Annotated in this window: 15 protein-coding genes; 14 read left to right on the top strand and 1 reads right to left on the bottom strand. The window is 72.8% G+C overall.

What is annotated here, in order from left to right; all coding sequences use genetic code 11:
* The first annotated feature begins 25 nt into the window (after window positions 1–25).
* The 8 genes from ACH34S_RS14525 (at window position 26) to metK (ending at window position 7,499) form a co-directional block, all read left to right on the top strand.
* Window positions 26–913, top strand: a complete 888-nt coding sequence (locus tag ACH34S_RS14525) for a dihydroorotate dehydrogenase electron transfer subunit (protein ID WP_395953099.1) — start codon at window positions 26–28, stop codon at window positions 911–913.
* Window positions 910–1,890, top strand: coding sequence for a dihydroorotate dehydrogenase (locus ACH34S_RS14520; protein ID WP_395953097.1), 981 nt, complete (start codon window positions 910–912; stop codon window positions 1,888–1,890). The genes ACH34S_RS14525 and ACH34S_RS14520 overlap by 4 nt, the downstream gene beginning before the upstream one ends.
* The gene (pyrF, locus tag ACH34S_RS14515) at window positions 1,887–2,573 is read left to right on the top strand and encodes an orotidine-5'-phosphate decarboxylase (RefSeq protein ID WP_395953096.1); all 687 of its coding nucleotides are present in this window, start codon (window positions 1,887–1,889) and stop codon (window positions 2,571–2,573) included. The genes ACH34S_RS14520 and pyrF overlap by 4 nt, the downstream gene beginning before the upstream one ends.
* Before the next feature lie 793 nt (window positions 2,574–3,366).
* On the top strand, window positions 3,367–3,693 hold the full coding sequence (gene mihF, locus ACH34S_RS14510; RefSeq protein WP_026405770.1) for an integration host factor, actinobacterial type: 327 nt from the start codon (window positions 3,367–3,369) through the stop codon (window positions 3,691–3,693).
* 159 nt (window positions 3,694–3,852) lie between these two features.
* Entirely contained in the window at window positions 3,853–4,455 is a 603-nt protein-coding gene (gene gmk / locus ACH34S_RS14505) for a guanylate kinase (RefSeq protein WP_395953095.1), read from the top strand.
* A 25-nt stretch (window positions 4,456–4,480) separates the two neighbouring features.
* Window positions 4,481–4,735, top strand: coding sequence for a DNA-directed RNA polymerase subunit omega (gene rpoZ, locus ACH34S_RS14500; protein WP_021597645.1), 255 nt, complete (start codon window positions 4,481–4,483; stop codon window positions 4,733–4,735).
* Window positions 4,736–4,816: 81 nt separating this feature from the next.
* Window positions 4,817–6,046, top strand: a complete 1,230-nt coding sequence (gene coaBC, locus ACH34S_RS14495; protein ID WP_395953094.1) for a bifunctional phosphopantothenoylcysteine decarboxylase/phosphopantothenate--cysteine ligase CoaBC — start codon at window positions 4,817–4,819, stop codon at window positions 6,044–6,046.
* A gap of 247 nt (window positions 6,047–6,293) precedes the next feature.
* Window positions 6,294–7,499: a methionine adenosyltransferase gene (metK, locus tag ACH34S_RS14490; RefSeq protein WP_395953093.1), complete on the top strand. Its 1,206-nt coding sequence runs from the start codon at window positions 6,294–6,296 to the stop codon at window positions 7,497–7,499.
* Between the two features lie 72 nt (window positions 7,500–7,571).
* Here the strand turns inward: metK and ACH34S_RS14485 are convergent, their stop codons facing one another.
* A complete protein-coding gene (locus ACH34S_RS14485) occupies window positions 7,572–9,125 on the bottom strand; it encodes an MFS transporter (RefSeq protein ID WP_395953092.1) in 1,554 nt (517 codons plus the stop codon).
* Between the two features lie 247 nt (window positions 9,126–9,372).
* Here ACH34S_RS14485 and ACH34S_RS14480 point away from each other — a divergent pair, with 247 nt between their 5' ends.
* The 6 genes from ACH34S_RS14480 (at window position 9,373) to ACH34S_RS14455 (ending at window position 17,198) form a co-directional block, all read left to right on the top strand.
* A complete protein-coding gene (locus ACH34S_RS14480; RefSeq protein WP_395953091.1) occupies window positions 9,373–11,475 on the top strand; it encodes a primosomal protein N' in 2,103 nt (700 codons plus the stop codon).
* 16 nt (window positions 11,476–11,491) lie between these two features.
* Window positions 11,492–13,300, top strand: a complete 1,809-nt coding sequence (locus ACH34S_RS14475; RefSeq protein WP_395953090.1) for a hypothetical protein — start codon at window positions 11,492–11,494, stop codon at window positions 13,298–13,300.
* Between the two features lie 65 nt (window positions 13,301–13,365).
* Window positions 13,366–13,911: a peptide deformylase gene (def, locus tag ACH34S_RS14470; RefSeq protein ID WP_138643611.1), complete on the top strand. Its 546-nt coding sequence runs from the start codon at window positions 13,366–13,368 to the stop codon at window positions 13,909–13,911.
* On the top strand, window positions 13,912–14,838 hold the full coding sequence (fmt, locus tag ACH34S_RS14465) for a methionyl-tRNA formyltransferase (RefSeq protein ID WP_395953089.1): 927 nt from the start codon (window positions 13,912–13,914) through the stop codon (window positions 14,836–14,838).
* On the top strand, window positions 14,838–16,247 hold the full coding sequence (locus ACH34S_RS14460) for an RsmB/NOP family class I SAM-dependent RNA methyltransferase (protein ID WP_395953088.1): 1,410 nt from the start codon (window positions 14,838–14,840) through the stop codon (window positions 16,245–16,247). Before fmt ends, ACH34S_RS14460 begins: the two co-directional genes overlap by 1 nt.
* A 12-nt stretch (window positions 16,248–16,259) precedes the next feature.
* On the top strand, window positions 16,260–17,198 hold the full coding sequence (locus ACH34S_RS14455; RefSeq protein WP_395953086.1) for a phosphatase PAP2 family protein: 939 nt from the start codon (window positions 16,260–16,262) through the stop codon (window positions 17,196–17,198).
* Window positions 17,199–17,205 lie beyond the last annotated feature (7 nt).

The following is a 17,205-nucleotide window of genomic DNA, read 5'->3' as shown; positions in this document are numbered from 1 at the left end:
GCACGCGACGAGGAGAGGGAGACGGGTGTCCGACACGCCGGTGCAGACGTCGGCGACGGTCCTGACGGTCCGCCAGGTGCAGGACTACCACGCGATGACGCTGGTGGCCCCGGCCATCGCCGAGCGGTTCAGGCCCGGCCAGTTCGTGGCCCTCGCCGTCGGCGGCGAGCACACCTCCCGGCTGATCCGCCGCTGCTTCGGGGTGTACGAGGTCAAGTCCGACTACGGCGGCACCGTCGAGCTGGTGTTCGCCGACACCGAGCCCGGCACCGCCTGGCTCGCCGGGCGCCGCTCCCGCGACCAGATCGACCTCGTCGGCCCGCTCGGCCGCCCGTTCCGGCTGCCCCGCGATCCGGTCAGCTGCCTGCTCGTCGGCGGCGGCCCCGGCGGCGCGGCCGTGTTCGCGCTCGCCGACTCGCTGCTGCGGCGCGGCTGCCAGGTGCACTTCGTGCTGGGCGGGCCGTCCGCGAAGCAGGTGTTCGGGTCCCGCATGGCGCAGCGCATCGGCGACTCCGCGACCGTCGCCACCGACGACGGGTCGATGGGGGAGAAGGGCACCGTCCGCGACGTCCTGCCCCGCGTCATCGAGGAGACGGGCACGGACGTCGTCTACGGCTGCGGCCCCACCACCCTGCTCCGATCCGTCACCCAGGTCGCCACCGACTTCGGGCTGCCGTCCCAGGTGTCGGTCGAAGAGTTCCTTCAGCGGACGGGTGCGTGCGGCATAGGCGTGTGCATGACGTGCATGCTCCCCGTCCACGGCGAGGACGGCGTGACCCGGATGATCCGCGCATGCGCGGACGGGCCCGTCCTGCGCGGCGACCTCGTCCGCTGGGGCGACCTCGGCACGATCCCGTTCGACGCGCTGGGCGCGCCGCGCGTCCTGAGCGTCACCGAGGGGGGCTTCCAGTGAGCGACCGGGTCAGGACCACACTCGGGCCCCTGGAGCTGCCCAACCCCGTCATGACGGCCTCAGGATGCGGCGGGACGGGACGCGAACTCGCCCAGTTCTTCGATCTCTCCCGCCTGGGAGCGTTCGTCAGCACCTCCGTGATGCCCCAAGCGCGCGCCGGGCGCCCCACTCCGCGCGTGACCGAAACCCCCTCCGGTTTGTTGACCGCAATGGGCCTTCCGGGGCCCGGTGTGGAGACTTTCCTGGAACACGAGCTTCCGTGGCTCATCGACCAGGACGTCCGGACGATCGTGTCCGTCGCCGGGAACAGCGTCCACGAGTACGGCGATCTCGCGCGCCGCCTCCGCGGCGTCCCGGGCGTCGCCGCGATCGAGGTCAACATCGCCTGCCCGAACGTCGAGGACCGTGGCCGCATGTTCGCCTGGCACCCGTCCGCCGCGGCGTCCGTCGTCCGCGCCGTCCGCGACCACGCCCGGCCCGGCACGCCCGTCTTCGCCAAGCTCGCCCCCGACGTGACCGACATCGTCACCATCGCGCTGGCCTGCGTCGACGCGGGCGCCGACGGCCTCACCCTGATCAACACCATGGAGGCAATGGCGATCGACACCGGCACGCTCCGGCCCGCCCTCACCGGCGTGTCGGGCGGCCTGTCCGGGCCCGCCGTCCGGCCCGTCGCGGTCCGCTGCGTCTACCAGGTGCACGCCGCGCTGCCCGGCACGCCGATCATCGGCGTCGGCGGCGTCGCCACCGGCCTGGACGCGCTGGAGTTCATCCTCGCGGGCGCCTCCGCCGTCGCCGTCGGCACCGCCGTGTTCCACGACCCCACGGCCGCCCCGCGCATCCTGCGCGAGCTGGAGGAGGCCCTGGTCGCGCGCCGGATCGGCCGCCTCGCCGACGCCGTCGGCCTCGCGCACAAGCCCGCCGGGTACGTCCCGCCGCAGGTGCGCCCCGAAGAGCCCGAGAAGGAGACGCTGTGACCGCCCCCATCGCCGTCGCGCTGGACGCGCCCGACCTGGAGACGGCCGCGCGCTGGGCCACCCTGGTCACCCCGCACGTCTCCACCGTCAAGGTGGGCCTGGAGCTCTACCTGCGGTACGGGCCGGACGTCGTCGCCAGTGTCCGGGGCGCCAGCGGCGTTCAGGTCTTCCTCGACCTCAAGCTGCACGACATCCCCGCCACCGTCCGCGGCGCCGCCCGCGCGGTCGCCCGCCTCAGGCCGTCCTACCTGACCGTGCACGCGGCCGGCGGCCCCGCCATGATCCGCGCCGCGGTCGAGGCCGTCCCGGCCACCAAGATCGCCGCCGTGACGGTGCTGACGTCGCTCTCCGAGGCCGATCTGACCGCTCTCGGCCTCGCGGGACCCGCCCCGGACGCCGTCCGCCGCCTGGCCGTCCTGGCCGTCGAGGCGGGCGCTCAGGCCCTCGTCTGCTCGCCGCAGGAGGCCGCCGCCGTCCGTGCCGAGGTCGGGCCGGGCATCACGCTCATCACGCCGGGCGTCCGTCCCGCGGGCGCCGACAACCAGGACCAGGCCCGCGTCGCCACCCCGGAGGACGCCCTCGCCGCCGGCGCCGACCTGCTCGTCATCGGCCGCCCCATCACCGGGGCCCCCGACCCCGGCGCCGCGGCCGCCGCCATAGCCGCCGCGCTAAGGCGCGTATGAGCCGTTAGCCGTCCGGTCGTGTATGACCACAATGACCACAAATGGCGTCACCCGGTTCGCAACAACATCAGCCACCCCCACAACCCCGACGCCAATACCGCCGCGATCGCTCCGCCGCCAAGGCGCGCAGTAGTTGAACACCGCAATAAAACAATGAACGCGACTGAACGATTCGGCATTGCCGAACGTACTGAACGATCGACTTCGTTCACGCGGAGCGACGATTCTCGCCCTGGGGACGCCTCCGGCGTGACGGGGCGTGGTTCCGCGTCTGAGTGCTGCCCTGGCGGCGGGCGGGGAGCTGCTGCGGCGGTGCGCCTCCGGGAGGAGAGGGCGATCTTGGCGGGCGGGGCGTTGTCGAGGATGGCAGTTGCGGGACCGCCGCGACGTGCGGAACGGCGCGGCGTGACGAGCGTCACTCGGTCGAGATCTTTTGTGGGGGACCTCACAGGAGCCCGCCGCGCCCGGGCGCGGCCGGGCCTCCGGAGGGCCGGCGGCCCGCCGGGAGGCGCCACCGGAGGGGCCCGGACGGCCCCGGAGAATCGGGACCGAGTGCCGCATATGGGGTCAGAAAGGGGGGATTTTCACGATCATGCGAAAGTCCCAGCAAGGCAGGGGGATGCGCCGCCGAGGGCCCCGAGTTGTGTACACTCTGTATTCAGGACACTCCGGTGAGTGATTTTCGCGAATTTATGGCGGGCTAAACGGCACTTCACGTTGCCTAATGGGCGGTGAACTCGCTAGTTTCCCAACCCGTCCGACTCCGTCGAGTGGAAACCTGAGGTGACCCGGCGTGGCTCTTCCGCCCCTAACCCCCGAACAGCGCGCCGCAGCCTTGGAGAAGGCTGCCAAGGCTCGCAAGGAGCGGGCCGAGGTTAAGAATCGGCTCAAGCACGGGGGAACCTCGCTCGCCGAGGTTCTCAAAGAGGGTCAGTCCGACGACGTCATCGGAAAGATGAAGGTGTCGGCCCTCTTGGAATCATTGCCCGGTGTGGGCAAGGTCCGTGCGAAGCAGATCATGGAGCGTCTGGGAATCGCCGAGTCCCGCCGTGTGCGGGGCCTCGGTGCCAACCAGCGCGCATCCCTGGAGCGTGAGTTCGGCGGAAGTGCGAACCGCTGACGCACGACTCACGGGCGGGCGCGGCGGTAAGACCGCCGCGGCCGGGCCGGGGCGACCCGAGACCGGCTCCATCCCGTCCGACCCCAGCGCCCCCGTCGGCCCCTTCCCGTCCACGGCAGGTCCGCGCAGGCCGCGCCTCTGCGGGCAGGCCGGATGAGAATGGCCGGCGAAGCGTTGGGTAGCTCCGAAGCGCACGAATCGCATGACCCGCTCGCGCGGCGGCTGACGGTCCTCTCCGGGCCGTCGGGCGTCGGCAAGAGCACGGTCGTCGCCGAGATCCGGCGATCGCACCCCCAGGTGTGGCTGTCGGTCTCGGTGACAACCCGGTCCCCCCGACCGGGTGAGACCCATGGTGTGCAGTACCACTTCGTCGACGACGCCGGTTTCGACCGGCTCGTCGCCGAAGGGGAGCTCCTCGAATGGGCCGAGTTCGCTGGGAACCGCTACGGAACCCCGCGCCGGCCCGTCGAGGAGCGGCTCGCCCGCGGCGAGCCCGTGCTCCTGGAGATCGACCTGCAGGGCGCCCGGCAGGTACGCCGGTCCATGCCCGAGGCCCGCCTGGTGTTCCTCGCGCCGCCCAGCTGGGAGGAGCTCGTCCGCCGCCTCACCGGACGCGGCACCGAGCCCCCCGAGGTGATCCAGCGGCGCCTCGACGCCGCCCGCGTCGAGCTCGCCGCCGAGAAGGAGTTCGACGTCACGCTCGTCAACACGTCCGTCCGGGACGTGTGCGCGGAGCTGCTAACCTTGATGGTTGTTCAATAGTCGCGACCTATCGGAAGGCCACCGAGTGGCAGCCAGCAATGAGGGCATCACCAACCCGTCGATCGACGAGCTCCTCGAAGTCGTCGACACCAAGTACGGCCTCGTGAGCATCGCGGCCAAGCGCGCCCGGCAGATCAACGCCTACTACGCCCAGCTGGGCGAGGGCCTGCTGGAGTACGTCGGCCCGCTCGTCGAGACGCAGGTCCAGGAGAAGCCGCTGTCGATCGCCCTGCGCGAGACGCGCGAAGGCCTCCTGAACGCCGAGCCCATCGAGGGCTGAGCGCCCACGACCGGCCCGCCGGGCCCGCCGCATGCGGCCCCCGGCGCGCCCGTGTCCGGCGCCTGATGCGACAGTGAACGCATGACCTCCCCGAACCGCGCCGCCCCGCGCGTCGTCCTCGGCGTGAGCGCCGGCATCGCCGCCTACAAGGTGTGCGAGCTGCTCAGGCGGCTCACCGAGTCGGGCCACGACGTCACCGTCGTCCCGACCGAGGACGCGCTCCGCTTCGTCGGCGAGCCGACCTGGGCGGCGCTGTCCGGCCGCCCGGTCTCGGCCAGCGTGTGGGACGGCGTCGCCGGCGTGCCGCACGTCCGGCTCGGGCAGGCCGCCGACCTGGTGTTCGTCGCGCCCGCCACCGCCGACCTGCTCGCCCGCGCCGCGCAGGGCCTGGCGGACGACCTGCTCACCACCACCCTGCTCACCGCGCGCTGCCCGGTCGTGTTCGCGCCCGCGATGCACACCGAGATGTGGGAGCACCCGGCGACCCGCGCCAACGTCGCGACGCTGCGGGCCCGCGGCGCCGTCGTGATCGAACCGGCGTCCGGGCGGCTCACCGGCAAGGACACCGGCCCCGGCCGGCTGCCCGACCCGGCCGAGCTGTTCGACGTCGCCCGGCACGTCCTGGCCCGCGGCGCCGCCGGGCAGGACCTCGCCGGGCGGCACGTCGTCGTCTCCGCCGGCGGCACCCGGGAGGCGATCGACCCCGTCCGGTTCATCGGGAACCGCTCGTCCGGCCTGCAGGGCTACGCGCTCGCCAAGACGGCCGTGGCCCGTGGCGCGCGGGTGACGCTCGTGGCCGCCAACGTCGCGCTGCCCGATCCGGCGGGCGCCGACGTCGTCGCGACCGGGTCGGCCGAGGAGATGCGCAAGGCCGTGCTGTCCGCGGCCGCCGGCGCCGACGCGGTCGTCATGGCCGCCGCCGTCGCCGACTTCCGGCCCGCCGGCTACCAGGGCTCGAAGATCAAGAAGGCGGAGGGCGCGGAGCCCGAGCCGATCCGCCTCGTCCAGAACCCCGACATCCTGGCCGAGCTCGGCGAGACCCGCCGGCCCGGCCAGGTGATCGTCGGTTTCGCGGCCGAGACCGACGACGTGCTCGCCAACGGGCGCGCCAAGCTCGCCCGCAAGCGCAGCGATCTGCTCGTCGTCAACCAGGTCGGCGAGGAGATGACCTTCGGGCGGCCCGACAACGAGGCCGTCGTCCTCGGCGCGGACGGCTCCGCGACCGAGGTGCCCCGTGGCGCCAAGGAGGCGCTCGCCGAGATCGTCTGGGATCTCGTCGCGGCGCGCCTGAAACCCCTGTCGCCCGATTGACCGTGCCCGTCCGGGCGTTCGTTCGGGTCGTCCCGTCCGGGGCGTCCGATCGGTTCGCCCGAACAGGCGTCCAACCCGCTCTACCAGGGGCGTTTAGCCGTCGACAAGCACGATTTCAAATCGCCGTGAGACGATCCCGCTAGACTTCGGCCCTAGTACCTGTGGGGTAGGGGGCCTTCCCCACCGAATCCGAACACATATCCGTTCTGCGACGTCAGTCAGCAGCCGCTGCAAGGAGTGCGCGTACGTGTCACGCCGCCTGTTCACCTCCGAGTCCGTCACCGAAGGACATCCGGACAAGATCGCGGACCAGATCAGCGACGCGATCCTCGACTCGATGCTGAAGGACGATCCGAAGAGCCGGGTCGCCGTCGAGACGATGATCACGACCGGTCAGGTGCATGTGGCCGGTGAGGTCACCACCGAGACCTATGTGGACATCCCGGGCGTGATCCGGGAGAAGATCCTGGAGATCGGGTACGACTCGTCCAAGAAGGGCTTCGACGGGCACTCCTGCGGCGTGTCGGTGTCCATCGGCGCGCAGTCGCCCGACATCGCGCAGGGCGTCGACGACGCCTACGAGACCCGCGACGGCGCGGACCGCGACCGGCGGGGCGACGACCTCGACCGGCAGGGCGCCGGCGACCAGGGCCTGATGTTCGGCTACGCCACCAACGAGACGCCCGAGCTCATGCCGCTGCCGATCACGCTGGCGCACCGGCTCGCGGCGCGGCTGTCGGCGGTCCGCAAGAACGGCGATGTCCCCTACCTGCGGCCCGACGGCAAGACCCAGGTCACGATCGAGTACGACGGCGACCGCGGCGTCCGCCTCGACACCGTCGTCGTGTCCAGCCAGCACGCCCCGGACATCGATCTGAGGGAGCTGCTGACCCCGGACGTCAAGGAGCACGTCGTCGACCCGGTGCTGGCCGCCTTCGACCTCGACACCGAGGGCTACCGGCTGCTGGTCAACCCCACCGGCCGCTTCGAGATCGGCGGCCCGATGGGCGACGCCGGCCTCACCGGCCGCAAGATCATCGTGGACACCTACGGGGGCATGGCCCGGCACGGCGGCGGCGCGTTCTCCGGCAAGGACCCGTCCAAGGTCGACCGGTCCGCCGCGTACGCGATGCGGTGGGTCGCCAAGAACATCGTCGCGGCGGAGCTCGCCGACCGCGCCGAGGTCCAGGTCGCCTACGCGATCGGCAAGGCGCACCCGGTCGGCGTGTTCGTGGAGACGTTCGGCACCGAGAAGGTCGCGCCCGAGGCGATCGAGAAGGCGATCGCGGACGTGTTCGACCTGCGTCCGGCCGCGATCGTCCGCGACCTCGACCTGCTCCGCCCGATCTACCAGCAGACGGCCGCCTACGGGCACTTCGGCCGCGAGGAGCCCGACTTCACCTGGGAGTCGACCGACCGTGCCAAGGCCCTCGCCTCGGCCGCCGGTCTGTAACCTTCCACGTAGACGGAAGGCCCTGGGAACCGCGTGTTCCCAGGGCCTTTTCGTGTCTGGAAGGAGCGGCGGTCAGGATTCGCAGGGCTCGCCGCGGCTGAGGTTGTAGCGGGCCGCGATGGTGTAGCGGCCGGGCTTGTCCGCGTTCATCCGGACGAAGTCGCCCGCGCGCGCGAGGCACGCGTCCCCGCCCGACACCCTGAGCCACGGCGACCAGGAGATGCGCACCAGGACCGATCCGGGGGACGGCATGTCGATGACGAGCTGCCCGGCGTTCAGCTTGCCGACCGACGCGGGACGGTCGACCAGGGGCGTCGAGCGGAGGACGCGGAACAGGCGCCAGTGCTCGTCGCGCCAGATCTCCGTCAGGTACGGCTGGCCGGCTTCGACGAGGGCGGCCTCCTCCCGGGCCGACCAGTCCGTCTCCTGGAGGGGCAGGACGACGTACTGCACCGCCCACTCGTGCAGCCAGTCGCGGTAGGAGCCGGCCGTCAGCGCGCCGTCCTCGTAGAACAGCTCGTGGCGTTCGGCGTCGACCTGGCGGTTCCAGCCCCGCGCGAGGACGAAATGGCGGCTCAGCCCGGACGACTCCCAGTGGGACCGCAGCGGGACGACCTCGATGCGGTCGTCGTCCGCGCCGACGGCGTTCAGCTCGGCGATGAGGCCGCTGGCGTGCGCGGCGGCGGTCGCCGCGGGCTCGGTGTGGATCAGGTCTTCGACGGGCTTCACCACCTGCCAGGACGCGGTGACGATGAACGCGACGGACAGGACCGCGATGCGGACCTTGCCCTGCGCGCGCGCCACGGCGGACAGCAGGAACATCCCGCCGAACAGGAGCGAGAGCCGTTCGACGTTGCTGCCGACCGGTGAGGGGATCAGCCAGGTCAGCACGATCCCGGCCAGGTACACGCCGGCGCCGATGCGGACGAGCCGCCAGCCGCGCGGCGCGCAGGTCACGATGGCGATGACGCTGGCGATGGCGGGCAGCACGATGGCGCCGAGCGAGATCGGCTGGATGCCGCTGAACGGGAACAGCAGGCTCGTCGTCCCGACCACGACGGGCGGGCCGGCGGCGAGGCAGATCCCGGCGCGGCGGCGTCCGGTGAGGAACAGCGCCGCGGCGAGCACCATGAGGAACAGGCCCGCGACGGGGCTCGCGAGCGTGGCCAGCAGGCCGAGGCCCACCATCCCGGCCGCGCGCAGGGCGGGCGTGCCGCGCGGCGTGAACGCCGCGATCGTCGCCATGAGCGCGAACGTGAGGCCGAGACCGAACGTGACCCGCCCGGACGCGGAGTTGCACGAGAGGGCGAACGCGGCCCAGAGCGACGCGGGCAGGGCCACGGGCGCCTTGAAACGCCGCAGAAGGTGCGCGGTAAGGGCGGCGGAGAGGGTGCCGGACACGACGGCGACCGTGCGTATGCCGAACAGCGCCATCAGGTACGGCGACATGACGCTGTAGGAGGCGGGGTGCATGCCGCCGTACCAGGCGAAGCTGTAGGCCGCGGTGGGGTGCTTCCAGGCGAAGTCCGTCCAGGCGGCCTGGGCGGCGAGGTCGCCGCCCTCGTTCGCCAGGAACAGGGCCCACACCAGGTGGAGGACGGCCGCCGCGACCGTGGCCGCGACCACCGGGTGGCGCGCCCGCCTCTGCCAGGAGGCGGGGGACGAAGTGCCTGGGGAACGGCGGGACGACCCACGCGGGGCATGGGCGTCCGCCCGCTCTTGAGTATGCGCTGTGGTCATCGCCTGCACGGGATCGTCGGCGGCGAGGGCGCGGAAGGGATCGGGCAATGGGCCAACGGACGCGCACCCCGTACGAACGGATCAACCCTAGCGTGCGCGATCGACTGTCGGGTTGATCTGGTAGGACGGTGGCGTGACCAAGGACGGCGGCGGAACGGACCTGATCCCGGGGCTGGACGATCTGCCGCGGCCGTCGCCGGAGAAGGCGGCCGAGCCGGGCGCGGGCAAGCCGGCCAAGCAGGCCAAGGCGCGGAAGAAGGGGGCGCGGCGTCCCGCGGAGGAACTGCCCGTCGCGCGGATCGCGGTCGACATGTCCCTGCCGCATCTGGATCGCCCGTTCGACTACCTGGTGCCCGCGGAACTGGACGCCAAGACGGTCCCCGGGTGCCGGGTGAGGGTGCGGTTCGCGGGGCAGCTCGTCGACGGGTTCGTCCTGGAGCGGGCCGCCGAGAGCGACCACGAGGGCAAGCTGCTCTTTCTGGAGCGGGTCACCTCGCCCGAGCCGGTCCTCACGCCGGAGGTCGCCGCGCTGGTCCGGGAGGTGGCCGACCGGTACGCCGGGACGTTCGCGGATGTGCTGCGGCTGGCCGTCCCACCGCGGCATGCGCGGGTGGAAGCGGAGCCTGTGGAGCCGCCGGGTGATGTCGGGGGCGAACCTCCCGGTATGGACGGCGCCGGTGCGTGGAGCGACTACCCGGCCGGGCCGTCGTTCCTCGGCGCGCTGGCCGAGGGCAGAGCGCCGCGGGCGGTCTGGACGGCGCTGCCCGGCCCCGACTGGACGGCGGCCATAGCGCAGGCCGTCGCGGTGACCCTTCGCGGTGGGCGCGGCGCGCTGGTCGTCGTGGCCGACGGGCGCGATGTGGCACGCGTCGACACCGCGCTCAAGGCCGAGCTGGGGGAGGGCGTCCACGTCGCGCTGACGGCGGAACTGGGCCCTGCGGAGCGCTACCGGAGGTGGCTGGCCGTCCTGCGCGGCGCGGCGCGGGCGGTCGTCGGGACGCGCGCCGCCATGTTCGCTCCCGTCGCAGACCTGGGGCTGGCCGTGCTGTGGGACGACGGCGACGACGTCCACGCCGAGCCGCACGCCCCGTACCCGCATGCGCGCGATGTCCTGGCCCTGCGCGCGCACAGGGCGAAGGCCGGGGCGCTCATCGGAGGGTTCACCAGGACGACCGATGCCACTCAGCTCGTCGAGTCCGGCTGGGCGCACACGCTCACGGCCGACCGGGGACGTGTCCGGACGGCGATGCCCCGCGTCCGCTACGTGGGAGAGGACGCGCAGCTCGCCCGTGACGGCGCCGCCCGTACCGCGCGCTTGCCGAATGTCGCGTTCGAGGCCGCCCGGCGTGCGCTGGAGGAGGGGCCCGTCCTGGTGCAGGTTCCCAGGCGCGGATACGTCCCGGCCATCGCCTGCGGGCGGTGCCGAACACCCGCGCAGTGCGTGGCATGTCAGGGCCCTCTGTCGTTGCCGTCGTCCCATGCCGCGCCCTACTGCCGGTGGTGCGGACGCATCGCGGGCGACTGGGGGTGCCCTGAATGCGGGTTCGTCCATCTGCGTGCCGTGGTGGTCGGGGCCAAGCGGACGGCGGAGGAGTTGGGCAGGGCGTTCCCGGGCGTGCCGGTTCGTACCTCTGGGCGCGACTCGATCCTCGAACGGGTCGGCCCAGAACGCGCGCTGGTGGTGTGCACGCCAGGGGCTGAGCCCCCCGCGGAAGACGGATACAGCGCCGCGCTGCTGCTGGACGGATGGGTGCTGCTCGGGCGGCCCGATCTGCGTGCCGGGGAGGAGACGCTGCGGCGCTGGATGAACGCGGCGTCGCTGGTGCGGCCGCAGGGGCCCGTCGTCGTCGCGGCGGAGGGGTCGCTGCCTGCCGTGCAGGCGCTCGTCCGGTGGGACCCGGTCACCTTCGCGGAGCGGGAACTGGCGGAGCGCAGGGAGGTGGGTTTCCCGCCCGCCGCGCGGATGGCGTCGCTGACCGCGACCTCCGCCGCCATACGGGAGCTTCTGGCCGACGCCCGGCTGCCCGATGGGGCCGAAGTGCTCGGTCCTGTGCCCGTCCCCTCCGCGCCCGCGACCGGGGCCGACGTGCAGGAGAAAGAGCGCGCGCTGGTGCGTGTGCCCCGGGCCGGCGGGCACGCGCTGGCGCGCGCGCTGAAGGAGGCTCAGGGCGTGCGCAGCGCACGCAAGGCGACGGAGACCGTCCGGGTCCAGATCGACCCACTGGAGCTGATCTGACCAATAGGGTTCTCGGGTGGCCGAGAACTGGGTGGAGACCACTGCGGGCGACCTGCGGCGGTGGGCGGACGAACGCGGCGAGGCGCTGGACGAGCAGGGCGCGCGCATCCTGCTCGAACTCCTGCGCGACGACATGGGACTGCCGGGCCCCGCGGCCCTGACTCCCGAGACGCTCCGCGAGCTGCTCCTGAGCGTGTTCCCGGAGTCCGTGGTCGCCGGCGGCGACGACGTGCCCACCATCCTGGACGCGCTCCGCCGCATCGTCGCCTACCTGCGTGACACCGGCGCCGTGCCCGCGCCCGCCGCCGCCGACCTGGACGCCGAGATCGACCGGACCGGCCCCGCGTTCGCCGACCTCGTCGCAGAGATGGACACCGAGGAGCGGCAGGCGGCCGCGGAGGTCATCGGCGGGCTGATGCGGGCCGACGGGGTCGCCCTGGACGACCAGGAGGCCGTCGAGGCCTGGATCCGCGACTTCGAGGCCTTGCCGGAGGAGGAGCGGTACGCGCGCACCGAGGGCTATCTGCAGCAGGTGGAGGAACTGGTCGTCCCGCCTGTGCGGCTTCCCTCCGAGGCGGACGTGGCGGACGCCGTGCGCCGCTCCCGCCTGACCGAGAACGTCCTCGCCCTGGCCCGGTGGACGGGTGAGCGCGCCCTCACCGAGCACGACACCCTCACCGACCCCGACCTACAGGCCGCGACCAACGCGCTCGGGCTGGAAGTCCCGCGCAGCCATGGGCAGATGGAAGACGCGGGCGAACTGGAACGCCTCTGGTGGGCCGCCGTAGAGGCGAAGGTCATCACCGCCGAGGGCGGCACGGCCAGGCCAGGGCCTTCCCTGGACGGCCTCGGCTCCAGCGATGACTCGACGCTCCTCGCCGCATGGCTCCCGTTGTTCGAGGCGATGGTCGTCCCAGGGCACGACTACGCGGACGGCCTGGACGCGATGGAACTCGTCCAGAACGAGATGACGGGCGTCCTCATCCACCTGTACGAGCAGGAGGAGCCCACCGAGCCGGAAATCCTCATCGGCGCCCTGCTCGACCACGTGGCAGAGGCCTACGACCTCACCGACGCCGAGGCCATGCCCGCCCTCGTCGCGGACGCGTTCTTCCTCGAACTGGCCGCGTTCGAGGAGTGGGGCGTCGTCGAGACGTCGGGCAAGGGATCCGCGCTGACTCCGCTGGGCGTGTGGGCCGTCCGGGAACTGCTGCTGGCGGACGGGTTCAGCGCGCCCGTCGTCGGCGACCTTGCGGGGGCGCGCGCGTCGGAGCTCATCGACGGGCTCACCTGGTACCGGCCCGACGCCGCCGACGAGGAGATCGATGGCTGGCTCGCCCGCCACGACCCCAAGGACGCCGCCGCCGACCTCCTGGACGTCATGCGGACGGGCGGCCCAGGCGCACGCAACCTCGCCGCCGCCGTCCTGCACCGCATCGGCCCCGAGGCGGCGGCAGTGGTCCGCGCCGCGCAGGAGCACCCGCTGGTCTCGCCCTACGCCGCCCTCTGGCTCAACGCCGCGGGAGACCCGTCCGGGCGGGAACTGGCCCGCGAGGAGTACCTCTGGGTGTTCGTCGACACCGTCGCCGGGATGCTGGAGACCGCCGAACCTGACGAGGCGGTGGAGGCGGCCCTCATCGACGCTCCGCCGGGAGCGGAGATGACGGCCATGGTCGACGACCTGTGGCGCACCGACCATCCCGGCGTGGCCGACGTCCTTGAGGCCCTGGGCGCGCACCACCCCGACAAGACGACCGCCAAGGCCGCCCGGACCGCCGCCTACAAGGCGCGTTCCGCGCACCAGGGCGCGCACCGCAGCGTGTGAAACGCCACCATGGTGCTCCGTAGACTGGACGGAGCAACCCCGCCACGCACGAAACGGAGTCCCCGTTGGCCGTCAAGCCCATCCGCCTCTTCGGCGACCCCGTGCTGCGCACGCCCGCGGAGCCGGTGAAGGACTTCGACAAGGAGCTGCGCCAGCTCGTCAAGGACCTCACCGACACGATGATCGACGCTCCCGGCGCCGGCCTGGCCGCGCCGCAGCTCGGCGTGGGCCTGCGGGTGTTCACCTACTACGTCGACGACCGGCTGGGGCACGTCGTCAACCCGACCCTGGACCTGTCCGACGAGCAGGAGACCGACGACGAGGGCTGCCTGTCCCTGCCCGGCCTGGCGTTCCCCACGGCGCGCGCCGTCCGGGCCGTGGCCAAGGGCTTCAACATGCACGGCGAGCCGATCACGCTGGAGGGCACGCATCTGCTGGCCCGCTGCGTCCAGCACGAGACCGACCATCTCGACGGCGTGCTCTTCATCGACCGGATGGACCCCGAGCAGCGCAAGGCCGCGATGAAGGCGATCAGGGAGGCCGAGTGGTTCGGCGACCCGGCCCCGGTCGTCAAGGAGTCGCCGCACCGCACCCTCGGGAAGGCGATCTAGATGCGGCTGGTCTTCGCCGGCACGCCCGAGACCGCGCTCCCGTCCCTCAGAGCGCTTCTGAAGTCCTCGCATGAGGTGGCCGCGGTCGTGACCCGGCCGGACGGGCGTTCGGGCCGTGGGCGCCATCTGAGCGCCAGCCCGGTGGCGTCACTCGCCGCCGAGGCGGGCGTCGAGGTCCTGAAGCCCGCGAAGGCCCGCGATCCCGAGTTCCTCGACCGGCTCCGCGAGATCGCGCCTGACTGCTGCCCCGTCGTCGCCTACGGGGCGCTGCTTCCCCGGGAGGCCCTCGACATTCCCAGGCACGGCTGGGTGAACCTGCATTTCTCGCTGCTGCCCGCCTGGCGCGGTGCCGCGCCCGTCCAGCGCGCGATCCTGCACGGCGACGACGTGACCGGCGCGGCCACGTTCGAGATCGAGGAGGGGCTGGACACGGGCCCGGTCTACGGCGTCCTCACCGAGCCGATCCAGCCGACCGACACCACCGGTGACCTGCTCGGCCGCCTAGCCGTCGCTGGGGCGAGCCTCCTGCTGGACACGATGAACGGCATCGAGGCGGGCGTCCTGGAGCCGCGGCCGCAGGCCACCGAGGGCGTGTCCCACGCGGCGAAGCTGAATCCCGAGGACGGACACGTCGACTGGAAGTCCCCGGCCCTGCACATCGACCGCCTCGTGCGCGCGTGCACGCCCGCCCCCGGCGCGTGGACGAACTTCCGCGACACGCGCGTCAAGCTCGGGCCGGTCCGTCCCGTCCCTGAGGCGGACAAGCTGTCGCCCGGCGAACTGCATGCGGGGAAGAACGAGGTCCTCGTCGGGACGGCCACGCACCCGGTCGCCCTGGGCGAGGTCCAGCCGCAGGGCAAGCGCGCCATGGGCGCCGCCGACTGGGCCCGCGGTCTCAACCTCATCGGCAAGGACGCGCTGCACTGATGCCTCCCGCACGCAACCGCCGACACACCCAGAACCGCAGGCCCGGCGGGCCGCGCAAGACGGGCCGCCCGCAGGACCTCGTCCGCCGCACCGCGTTCGACGTGATCCGCGCCGTCGACACACGCGACGCCTACGCCAACCTCCTGCTGCCCGGCCGCCTGCGCGACCGCGGCCTCAGCGGCCGCGACGCCGCCCTCGCCACCGAGCTCACCTACGGCACGCTCCGCGGGCGCGGCACCTACGACGCGGTCCTCGCACTGTGCAGCGACCGCGAACTGCGCCGCATCGACGCGCCGCTCCTGGACGTCCTGCGCCTCGGCACCCACCAGATCCTCGCGACGCGCATACCGCCGCACGCGGCCGTGGGAACCGCCGTCGAACTGGCCCGATCGGTCTCCGGCCCCGGGCAGGCCAAGTTCGCCAACGCGGTGCTCCGCAAGGTCGCCACCCGCGACATGGACGCCTGGCTGGAGATCGTGGCGCCCGCAGACGCCGACACCACCACGCGTCTCTCGATCCGGCACAGCCACCCCAAGTGGATCGTGTCCGCGTTGCGGGACGCCGTCGGCAGCAGCGAGATCGACGACCTGCTCGCCGCCGACAACGCCCGCCCCCGCGTCGCCCTGGCCGCACGCCCCGGCCGGGCCACGCTGCAAGAGCTCTACGACGCGGGCGCCGAACCCGCTCCGTACTCGCCCTACGGCGCCCTTCTGCCGGAAGGTGACCCGGCCGCCATCGCCGCCATCCGCGATGGGCGAGCGGGCGTCCAGGACGAGGCGAGCCAGATGGTCGCCTTGGCCCTGCTAGAGGCGCCCTTGGACGGAGGGCGGGACGCGCTCTGGGCCGACCTCTGCGCCGGCCCCGGCGGCAAGGCGGGTCTCCTCTCCGCCCTCGCCGCCCAGCGGGACGCGCGGCTCCTGGCCTCCGATGTCCAGCCCCGCCGCGCCGGGCTCGTCCGGGACGCGGTCGACGCCCGAACCGGCGTGGTGGCCGCAGACGGCACCGCCCCCGCATGGCGGCCCGCGTCGTTCGACCGCGTCATGGTGGACGCGCCGTGCACCGGCCTGGGCGCACTCCGCCGCCGCCCCGAGGCGCGCTGGCGACGCGGCCCGGAATCGGTCGCGGAACTCGGCCCCCTGCAGCGGAAACTGCTCGCCACGGCACTGGACTCCGTCCGGCCCGGCGGCGTGGTCGCCTACGTCACGTGCTCCCCGCACCTGGCCGAGACCCGGGTCATCGTGGACGACGTCCTGCGTCATCGCAAGGACGTCGAACGCCTCGACGCCCCCTCCGTGCTCACCTCCGTCGCACCGGATCTCACCGGCCTGGGGGACGGCCCCTACGCGCAGTTCTGGCCCCACCGCCACAACACGGACGCGATGTTCCTGGCCCTCCTGCGCCGCACCTGACCCGGGGGACCCGTGCTGACAGGCTTCTGGCATTTCGTGTCGTTCCTGGGCAGCGCCGGGTTCTACGTCCCTCTGCTCGTGGTCCTGTTCTGGTGCGCGGCACCGCGCCTGATCGCGCGGGCCACGGTCCTCCTGCTGTTCAGCGCGTTCCTCAACACGCTCCTCAAGCTGGTCTTCCACGACCCACGCCCCTACTGGACGGACCCCACCGTCGAAGGCAAGGCGTCGCACGCCTCCTTCGGCATGCCTTCCGGTCACGCGCAGAACGCCCCGGTCGCCTGGGGGTTCTTCGCCGCCCAGACCAGGCGGCGGGCACTGTGGGCCGCCGCGGCCGTCGTCATCGCCCTGATCGGTGTGTCCCGCGTCTATCTGGGCGTTCACTCGATCGGCCAGGTCCTGGCGGGCTGGGCCGTCGGCCTGGCGCTCCTTGTGGCCGCGCTCGGGCTCGAACCCGTCATCGTCCCTTGGTGGACCCGCCGCCATCTGGCCGTGCAGATGACCCTCGCCCTCGCCGTGTCCCTGCTGCTCCTGGCAGCCGCCTGGGGCGCGCTACACCCCCTCCAAGACTGGCAGTGGCCGGGCGCATGGGCCCGTGCCATCCGAGCGGCAGGAGGACAGACCGAACCCGTCACCCTCATCGAATCGGCCAGGGCCACAGGCGGATTCTGCGGAGTTCTGGCGGGCCTGTCCCTGCTCGCGGCACGCGGCTGGTTCGACGCGGACGGGAAACTCTGGCAGCGCCTGGCCCGCCTCCCCGTGGGCATCGCAGGCGGCCTCGCCGTCTCCCTCCTCGACGGATCGCACCTGGTCCAGGCGTTCGCCGTCCAGGCGGTGCTCGGCCTCTGGGTCACCGCAGGCGCGCCGGAGGCGTTCGTCCGCCTCCGGCTGGCCGGACGCTCCGCGCCCGCGGCGACAAGGCCGGGTGACGATCGGACGGAACTGCGCCAATAGACTTCGC

It is taken from the genome of Actinomadura sp. 3N508 (assembly GCF_044326375.1).
Classification (GTDB): Bacteria; Actinomycetota; Actinomycetes; order Streptosporangiales; family Streptosporangiaceae; genus Spirillospora.
This window is presented reverse-complemented; position numbering and strand designations above follow the sequence as displayed.

Coding starts and splice junctions, on each gene's coding strand:
- gmk (WP_395953095.1), top strand. CDS start 3,853: ATGGCCGGCGAAGCGTTGGGTAGCTCCGAAGCGCACGAATCGCATGAC.
- coaBC (WP_395953094.1), top strand. CDS start 4,817: ATGACCTCCCCGAACCGCGCCGCCCCGCGCGTCGTCCTCGGCGTGAGC.
- fmt (WP_395953089.1), top strand. CDS start 13,912: ATGCGGCTGGTCTTCGCCGGCACGCCCGAGACCGCGCTCCCGTCCCTC.
- ACH34S_RS14460 (WP_395953088.1), top strand. CDS start 14,838: ATGCCTCCCGCACGCAACCGCCGACACACCCAGAACCGCAGGCCCGGC.